7 protein-coding genes, 1 tRNA gene and 1 pseudogene are annotated in these 7,697 nt (G+C 72.6%); 6 read left to right on the plus strand and 3 right to left on the minus strand.

Annotation, left to right across the window (positions count from 1 at the left end; genetic code table 11):
• On the minus strand, nucleotides 1–1,068 hold a 1,068-nt coding region (locus MFF54_RS23360), incomplete at its 3' end, for a HAMP domain-containing protein (protein WP_238306606.1).
• 202 nt (nucleotides 1,069–1,270) lie between these two features.
• On the opposite strand from MFF54_RS23360, the gene MFF54_RS23365 reads away from it, so the two are divergent.
• From MFF54_RS23365 to MFF54_RS23380, 4 genes are all read left to right on the plus strand, one after another.
• A complete protein-coding gene (locus tag MFF54_RS23365; RefSeq protein WP_306423980.1) occupies nucleotides 1,271–1,666 on the plus strand; it encodes a cupredoxin domain-containing protein in 396 nt (131 codons plus the stop codon).
• 307 nt (nucleotides 1,667–1,973) lie between these two features.
• Nucleotides 1,974–2,285, plus strand: coding sequence for an acyl carrier protein (locus tag MFF54_RS23370; protein ID WP_238306607.1), 312 nt, complete (start codon nucleotides 1,974–1,976; stop codon nucleotides 2,283–2,285).
• Nucleotides 2,282–3,472, plus strand: a complete 1,191-nt coding sequence (locus MFF54_RS23375; protein ID WP_238306608.1) for a beta-ketoacyl-[acyl-carrier-protein] synthase family protein — start codon at nucleotides 2,282–2,284, stop codon at nucleotides 3,470–3,472. The genes MFF54_RS23370 and MFF54_RS23375 overlap by 4 nt, the downstream gene beginning before the upstream one ends.
• Nucleotides 3,473–3,569: 97 nt before the next feature.
• On the plus strand, nucleotides 3,570–4,115 hold the full coding sequence (locus tag MFF54_RS23380; protein ID WP_238306609.1) for a MaoC family dehydratase: 546 nt from the start codon (nucleotides 3,570–3,572) through the stop codon (nucleotides 4,113–4,115).
• Nucleotides 4,116–4,212: 97 nt separating this feature from the next.
• Here the strand turns inward: MFF54_RS23380 and MFF54_RS23385 are convergent, their stop codons facing one another.
• Nucleotides 4,213–5,496, minus strand: a complete 1,284-nt coding sequence (locus tag MFF54_RS23385; protein WP_238306610.1) for an efflux RND transporter periplasmic adaptor subunit — start codon at nucleotides 5,494–5,496, stop codon at nucleotides 4,213–4,215.
• 185 nt (nucleotides 5,497–5,681) lie between these two features.
• Nucleotides 5,682–5,756, minus strand: a tRNA-Val gene (locus MFF54_RS23390).
• A gap of 189 nt (nucleotides 5,757–5,945) precedes the next feature.
• Between MFF54_RS23390 and MFF54_RS23395 the strand changes: the two genes are divergently transcribed.
• A complete protein-coding gene (locus MFF54_RS23395) occupies nucleotides 5,946–6,266 on the plus strand; it encodes an Rdx family protein (RefSeq protein ID WP_238306611.1) in 321 nt (106 codons plus the stop codon).
• A gap of 231 nt (nucleotides 6,267–6,497) precedes the next feature.
• A pseudogene (locus tag MFF54_RS23400) lies at nucleotides 6,498–7,697 on the plus strand (histidine kinase); the annotation flags it as partial.

Raw genomic sequence — 7,697 nt, forward strand, 5'->3', positions numbered from 1 at the left:
GCCGAGCGCGCGGGCGTAGTCCGTGGTCGGCGCCGCGCCCGGCCCCGGCATCACCGCGGTGCCGGCCTGGACCGCGGTGCCGAGGCCTTCGAAGAAGTCCAGCGCCTGGGCGTTGGCGAGCACGATGCGCCCCTGCCCGTCGACCACCACGATGCCCTCGCGCGAGCTCTGCAGGGCGTCGGCGAGCAGGGTCTCAGCCGAGCGGCGCTGGCTGACCTCGCGCTCCATCATGGCCCGGATGTTGTCCCGCATCTGCGCCATCGCGGTGAGCAGGCGGCCGAGTTCGCCGCGGCCGCCGGCCGGAACCGCGACGTCGAGCTGGCCCGCCGCGATGCGCTGCGCGATGGCGGAGGCCGTGCTCAGCGGACCGACGATGCGCCGGTGCAGCAGCCACGCGACGAAGCCCGCGAGCACCAGGGCGGCGCCGGTGGCGGCGGCGTTGAAGAGGATCTGCTCGTCGACGAGCGTGCGGGCGGCCTGCCGGAAGGTGAAGCCGTCGCCGGCGGTGTAGTTCACCAGGAGGTCGATCTGCGCGTCGACGGCGGCGGCCTGCCGGTCGAGGGCCGCCCAGGCCTCGCCGCGGCCGGCGCGCGGCCCCGGCGCGATGCCGCGGCGCATCTCGTCCCAGGCCGCGACCGCCGTCCGCACCGCCTCGCCCGCGCGCACCGCCCGCTCCGACTGCGCGCGCTCGACCGCGATGGCGAGATCCTCGGCCAAGGCCGTCGCCAGATCCGTGATCTCTCCGTCGAGGCTCGCGGCCGTGGCGGGCTCCCCGACCAGGCTGCGGCGGGCGAAAGCGGCGCGCATCTTGGCGAAGTCCGCCGCGGTGGCGCGCGCGTAATTGATGGACATCAGCGATTCGTCGTAGGTCCGGTGGACGAGACCGCCGACGCGCTGGATTCCACCGATCGCGTAGAGGCCGAGCGCCCCGGTCAGAAGGCTCATGGTCAGGAAGGCGAACAGGATCCGGCCGCGGATCGTCGCCGCCGCGTCACCGATCCGCCGCCAAGCCCGTCCCCCGGGCGGCGCGCTCGCCGACGTCCTCTGCCGTTCCGTGTTCCGTTCCAAGGCAACCCTGCCAAGTCCAGCCCCACTCAGCGAGCAGGTAGCCGCAGGATGCGCGGAAGACCTTAAGAGGCGATTAGCCTCGAACGCGCGAATATGGACATCTGTATCTCGTCCATGTCGCACAGAATCGCGGCGCGACAACATTTCATCAATCGGCCCTCGACTATGCTGGCGCTCCGATCGGATTCTGCCGGAAGCTCCCATGCGCGACTTGCCTGCCACGCGCTGCCCAGCGCGGCTCCGCTCAGCCCGGTTCCGCCTCGCTCTCCCCGCCCGTGCACTCGCCGCAGGCATGATCACCGGCGCGCTGGCGACCGGCGCCCTCGCGGTGGCGGGGCCGGACGGCTACGTGGTCTCGCAGAAGGGACGCGCGTTCCAGCCGGGAAGCCTCGTGGTCGGGCGCGGCGACACGGTCACCATCGTCAACGACGACAGCGACCTGCTGCACCACGTCTATGTCGAGGCGGAGGCCTTCACCTTCGACTCCGGCGATCAGGCTCCGGGCAGCCGCACGCCGATCGTCTTCAAGAAGTCCGGCACCTTCCTGGTCCTCTGCGGCATCCACCCGAAGATGAAGCTTCTGGTGCGGGTGAACTGAGCGGCATCGGTCGCGTCGCGTCGCCCGGGGCCGGAGGGTGCGCGGTCGAATCTCCGGCCGGTCGCGGCGGTCGCGACCCATGGCAGGTCCGGTGTGGGCGCGGCTGATCCGCAGCCGATAAGGCCTCTCGCCCTGCTCCTTCGTCGGCGACAACGAAGCAGCGAGACCGCAGATCGACACGACAACCGAGAGTTGATCGTTCACGTTTACTATGAATAGCGTTCAACAATTAACGCGCGATAACTCTCTTGCGGTTTCGACAGCGAATATTGATGATCCTCTCATTCTTCACGAGAGGAGATGTGACATGGCTGCTTCCGCCTCTATTCCCGCCGCCCCGCAACGCGCCATCGACGCCGGCGACTCGGTCGTGGCAAGCGTCTTCGAGATCGCTAAGAAATACCTCAAGACGACGGACGGGAACTGGAACACCGAGACCCGGCTGGAAGAGGCGCAGATCGACTCGCTCGACTTCGTGGAGCTGGTCTTCGAGATCGAGGACCGATTCGGCATCGAGCTGAACTTCAACGCGAACGCGCAGCCGGTGAGCGAGATGACGTTCGGCAACGTCGTCGACCTGATCCGGTCCGCACTCGCGCGCAAGGCCCGGACCGCGTGAGCGGCGTCGTCGTCTCCGGTCTCGGCGTCGCGGCGCCCTGCGGCCTCACCACCGCGGATTTCTGGGCGAGCCTCGTCGGCGGCCGCTCCGCCTTCACGCCGGCGCGAGCGCTGCCGGGTTCGGGCATCATCGCCGCCGAGATCGCGGAGAGCGTGGATTTCCGCGGCCTGCCGATCCCGGTGCCGGGGGCCTGCGACCGCAGCGCCCTGCTGGCGGTCGCGGCCGCGCGTGAGGCGATGGCGGATGCCGGTCTGACGCCCGGCTCGGTCGCGCCCGAGCGCGTCGCGGTCGTGATCGGCAATGGCGGCGGCGGCCTCACCAGCCTCGACACGCAGTACGAGCGCCTGTTCGTAGAGAACAAGCGGCCGCACCCGTTCGCCGTGGTGCGGGCGATGGGCAGCTCCTCGGCGAGCTGGGTCTCGATCGCGTTCGGGGCGCAGGGGCCTTGCTTCGTGGTGGCGAGCGCCTGCGCCTCGGGCACGCAGGCGATCGGCGTGGCGGCCCAGCTCGTGCGCGCCGGGATTGTGGACGTGGCGATCGCCGGCGGCACCGAGGCACCGCTTTCCCGCGGGACGCTGCAGGCCTGGAACGCCATGAAGATCATGAGCCGCACGGGCTGCCGCCCGTTCTCGCGCGATCGCGACGGGCTGGTCGTCGCCGAGGGCGCCGGCATCGTGATCCTGGAGCGCGAGGCGCATGCGCGGGCGCGCGGGCGTCGGCCGGAGGTCGCGGTGGCGGGCCTGGGTTCGGGCGCGGATGCGGGCGACATCGTCGCTCCCTCGTCCGAGGGCATGGCCCGGGCCATGCGGGCGGCGCTGGCCGAGGCGGACCTGTCGCCAGCCGACATCGCCTACGTCAACGCGCACGGGACGGGGACCCGCGCCAACGACCGGACCGAGGTGCAGGCCCTGCGCGCGGTCTTCGGTGAGGCGGTGCCGCCGGTCTCCTCGACGAAGGCGGTGACCGGGCACGCGCTTGGTGCAGCCGGCGGGCTGGAGGCCGTCGCGACCGTGCTGGCGATGACGCGCTCGCTGGCGCCCCCGACCGCCCATCTCACCGATCCGGACCCGGAGCTCGACATCGACGCGATCCCCGTGGAAGCGCGCGCGATGCCGATCGCGGCGGCGATGTCGAACTCCTTCGCGTTCGGCGGGCTCAACGCGAGTCTGGTGCTGCGGCAGATCTGAATCGGGCCCCGAAGCGATCGACCCGTCCCGGGCCTCAGCCTGATCCCTCGGCGCGGGCCGGGACGACGCGGAGCGCGGCGGCGAAGGAACCTCCGAGATGACGAGCACGCCCTCCGATCCCAGGCCCGATCCGCTCGCCGCGCGGCCGCCGGACGCTGCGGCCTTCCTCGCCGAGCTTCGGGAGCGGGTCGGCACCGAGGTCGGCGCCTCGGCCTGGACCCGGGTGGACCAGGCCCGGATCGACCGCTTCGCCGAGGCCACGGGGGACCGCCAGTTCGTGCATGTCGATCCGCTGCGGGCCGCGGCCGAGACGCCCTTCGGCGGCACGGTGGCCCACGGCTATCTCACCCTGTCGATGCTCGGTGGGGCCGTCGGCGAGGTCCTGCCGGCGCATCCGTGCGTGCGGGCAGTGCTGAACATGGCCGCCGACAAGGTGCGGTTCCTCGCCCCCGTCCGGGTGAACACGCGCGTCCGCGCGGTCTTCACCCTCACCGGGGTCAGCGCGCTGCCGGAGGGCAAGGCAGCGCTGCGGCTCGGCGCGACCGTTCAGGCCGAGGGCGATGCGGGCCGGCCGGTCCTGACCGCGGAGCTGACCCTGATGCTCGTGCTCGAAGAGGCGGCACGGGAAACGCCCCGTTCCTGACCGGCCTGCCGCCCGCCCCCGGCCAATCGCCGATCCCGGCGAACGCGCTCGGCGCCGAGATGTCCGCCTTCGCCCGAGGCTTCCAGCCCGGACGAACCTACCGGTTCGCGGCCTGCATCGGCCGATCGCGGTCGGGCTCGTCGCCGCGCTCGTAGGACTGGCCGTCGCGCAGGTCGGCCGGCGGGCTCAACACCACGCGCTCGCGGCCGTCGAGTCCCTGGTCGACCTCGATGGTCTGGCCGAGATCGCGCTTGACCCGAACGCCGCGCCACGCGATCCGGCCGTCCTCGCCCGCGAGCGCCACCTGGGTGCCGCGCTGGTTGAACACCAGCGCCTCGGCCGGGATCGTCACGCCCGGCTCGACCCGCGGGATCTGCAGGGTGATGTAGACGTAGAGGCCGGCCCGCAGCGCGCCGTCCGGGTTCGGCACATCGACCTGCGTCGTCAGCGTGCGGGAGGCGGTGAGCAGCGCCACGGAGGAGCGCTCGACCACCCCCCGGAAGGTGCGGTCCGGGATCTGCGGCACCCGGATCGCGGCCTCGACGCCGGGCCGGACACCGACCGCCGCGTTCTGGGGCACGTTGACGCTGATGCGCAGCACGTCGTCCCGGTCCATGCTGAGCAGCGGCGTGCCCCCGCCGTCCGCCTTGACGAGATCGCCGACCTCGACGCTGCGGGCGGTGATCACCCCGTCGAAGGGGGCGACCACCTCCTTGAAGCCGGTGAGCGCCTTGAGGCGGTCGACGGTGGCCTCCTGGGCCTTCAGGTTCGCCTCCGCGACCTTCACGCCGGCCTCGGCGGCGGCAAGGTTGGCGGTCTGGCTCAGCACGCTCGCCTGGGTGTTGTCCGCCGTCTGGCGCGAGGCCCACCCCTGGGTGGCCAGCGTCGAGGTGCGGCTGTTGGTGGCGGTGGCGAGGTTCACGTTGGCGCGGGCCTGATCCACCTGGGCCCGGGCCTGGAGGAGCTGGGCCCGCATCTGCCCAACCTGCGCCTCCGCCTGGGCGAGCTGCTGGTCGAGATCGGGCGCGGCGATGCGCAGCAGCACGTCGCCGGCCTTGACCCGGGAGCCGAGATCGACCCGTCGCTCGGCAACGTAGCCGGTGGCGCGCGCCGCGATCGCCGCCCGTGCGTAGGCCTGGGTCTCGCCCGGCAGGGTCAGGTCCATCGGCTTGTCGGTGCGCTGCGCCGCCGCGGTGCGCAGGCGCGGCACGAAGCTCTTCACCTTGCGCTGGGTCTCGGCCGCCGCCGCCGTCTGGCGCCAGTGTCCGTAGCCGCCCCATCCGACGAGCCCGAGCGCCACCAGCCCCGCCAGCAGAAAGGGGCCCTTGCGCGGCGGGGGCGGCGGAGCCGAGAAGTCGCGCGCGTCGCCGTGAGCCTTCATGATCCTCTGGCTCTCAGCGGCCGATCCGGCACACGGTATACCGAGACGGCTGCACCGAACAGCGCGCCGCACGGCCGCAGCGGGATGAAGGAGCGGATCTGGCGGGGCGAGGCGCGTTCATGGGGCCGCCTCTAGCGCGCGGCGGTTTCCGCTTTGTGTCGATCGGGCGGTGCGGAGAGGAGGAATGGTGGACGGTGCAGGGATCGAACCTGCGACCTTTCCCGTGTGAAGGGAACGCACTACCGCTGTGCTAACCGTCCGTACCGGGCCGGGGCGTGCGCCCGAGGCCTGCCGGAGCCGCCGTGCGGCTCGGATGGCGGCCTTCTAGGGCGCGGCGGGCGGTGCCGTCAAGGCGTCTCGTGAGGTCTCCGGCGCTCTCCCGCCCAACATAGCCCGCGGCTGACGACACGCGGTTGACAATCGCACCGCCGCGAGGCGCAGTCCGGGCCATGGAGCCGCTCGATACGACGACGCCCCCCGCGCCCGCGCCGCGCCCGGCCGGACCGCGGGTCGCCATCATCTACTGCACACGCTGCAACTGGCTGCTCCGGGCGGCCTGGATGGCGCAAGAACTCCTGTCGACCTTCCGGGACGATCTCGGCGAGGTGGCGCTGGTTCCGGCGACGGGCGGCGCCTTCAGCATCGCGGTCGGCGAGGAGATCGTGTGGGAGCGCGTGCGCGACGGGGGCTTCCCGGACGTCAAGGCGCTGAAGCAGCGCGTGCGCGACCGCCTCGACCCGGGCCGCGATCTCGGTCATATCGACCGGTGACGAACCGGCGGGGCCGGCAATGAGATTTGAGGGCGGAACGCGAGCGATGCTGGCGCCGGATGGCGGGCCTGACCCGCGGGGACGCGCGTGAGCCCGGACACCGACCCGAAGGCCGCGGTGCCCGCCGAAGCGCCCGGGACGCCCGGGGAGCCGCCTGCCCCACGCACGTCCTGGTTCGGCCGGCGGCTCGGCCGCAACGGCTTCTCGACGCAGTTCTACCTGGTCGCGCTGGTGGTGGCGCTGATCGGCCCGGGCCTCCTGTTCACCGCGATCCTGCTGATGCGCTACGCCGCGGCCGAGCGCGCCCGCTTCGAGCAGGACGCCCGCGAGAACGTGCGCGGCATCGCCCTCTCGGTCGACCGCGACACCGCCGGTCTCGTCTCCGTGCTGCAGACGCTGGCCACCTCGCCGCGGCTCAAGGCCGGCGACTTCGAGGCGTTCGACGCGCAGGCGCGCCTCGTGCGCGAGGCGATCGAGCTCGACATCGTCCTGCGCCGCCCGGACGGGCAGCAGCTCGTCAACACCGGCGTGAAGCGTGGCGCGCCGCTCCCCGTGACGCCCCTGCCCTTCGACGCCGAGGTCACCAGCGGCAGCCAGCGCGCGATGGTCTCCGGGTATCTCGCCGGGCCGAACCCCGATCAGGCGGGCTACGCGGTCGCGGTGCCGGTGCAGGTCGAGGGCGAGGTCGCCTACATCCTGGGCTTCCGCGCGCCGCTCTCCCGCCTTCAGGGCATCCTCGCCCGCGAAGTGGTGGAGGGCTGGACCACGGGCATCTCCGACCGCGACCAGCGGGTGCTCGCCCGCCTGCCCGATCCTGCCGCGGTGGTGGGGCGCCCGCGGCTCGCGACGCTGCGCCAGACCCAGAGCGAGACCCCCGGCGTCTGGGAGGGCAAGGATCGCCAGCACCGGCCCGTCATGGTGGTGGAGGCGCGCTCGCGGCTCACCGGCTGGACGGTCGGCGCCAGCATCCCCAAGACCCTGGTCGACGCGCGCACCCGCCGCTGGACCTGGGCCTTCGGCGGCTTCGGGCTGCTGGTGCTTGCCACCTCCTCGCTGCTGGCCGTCAACCTGTGGTCGCGCGTCTCGCGGCCCCTGCGCCAGCTCGCGGCATCCGGCCCGGCCCTGTCGCGGGGGCAGGCCATTCCCCGCATCGCTTCGCCGGTCCACGAGATCCGGCGCCTGGGCGAGGTGCTGTCCGACGCCTCGCTGCGCCTGCGGACCCGCGAGGCGGAGCGCGACCGGGCCCTCGACGAGACGCAGCGCGGCCTCTCGGCGCTGCGCGAGAGCGAGGCGCGCTTCCGCCACATGGCCGACTCCGCCCCGGCCCTGATCTGGATGACGGACGAGACCGCCGAGGTCAGCTTCGTCAACATGCATTTCGACCATCTCTTCGGCATCCCGGCATCGGCGAGCTCCGCCGCCGGGATGCCG

Source organism: Methylobacterium gregans (genome assembly GCF_022179245.1).
Lineage (GTDB): Bacteria > Pseudomonadota > Alphaproteobacteria > Rhizobiales > Beijerinckiaceae > Methylobacterium > Methylobacterium gregans.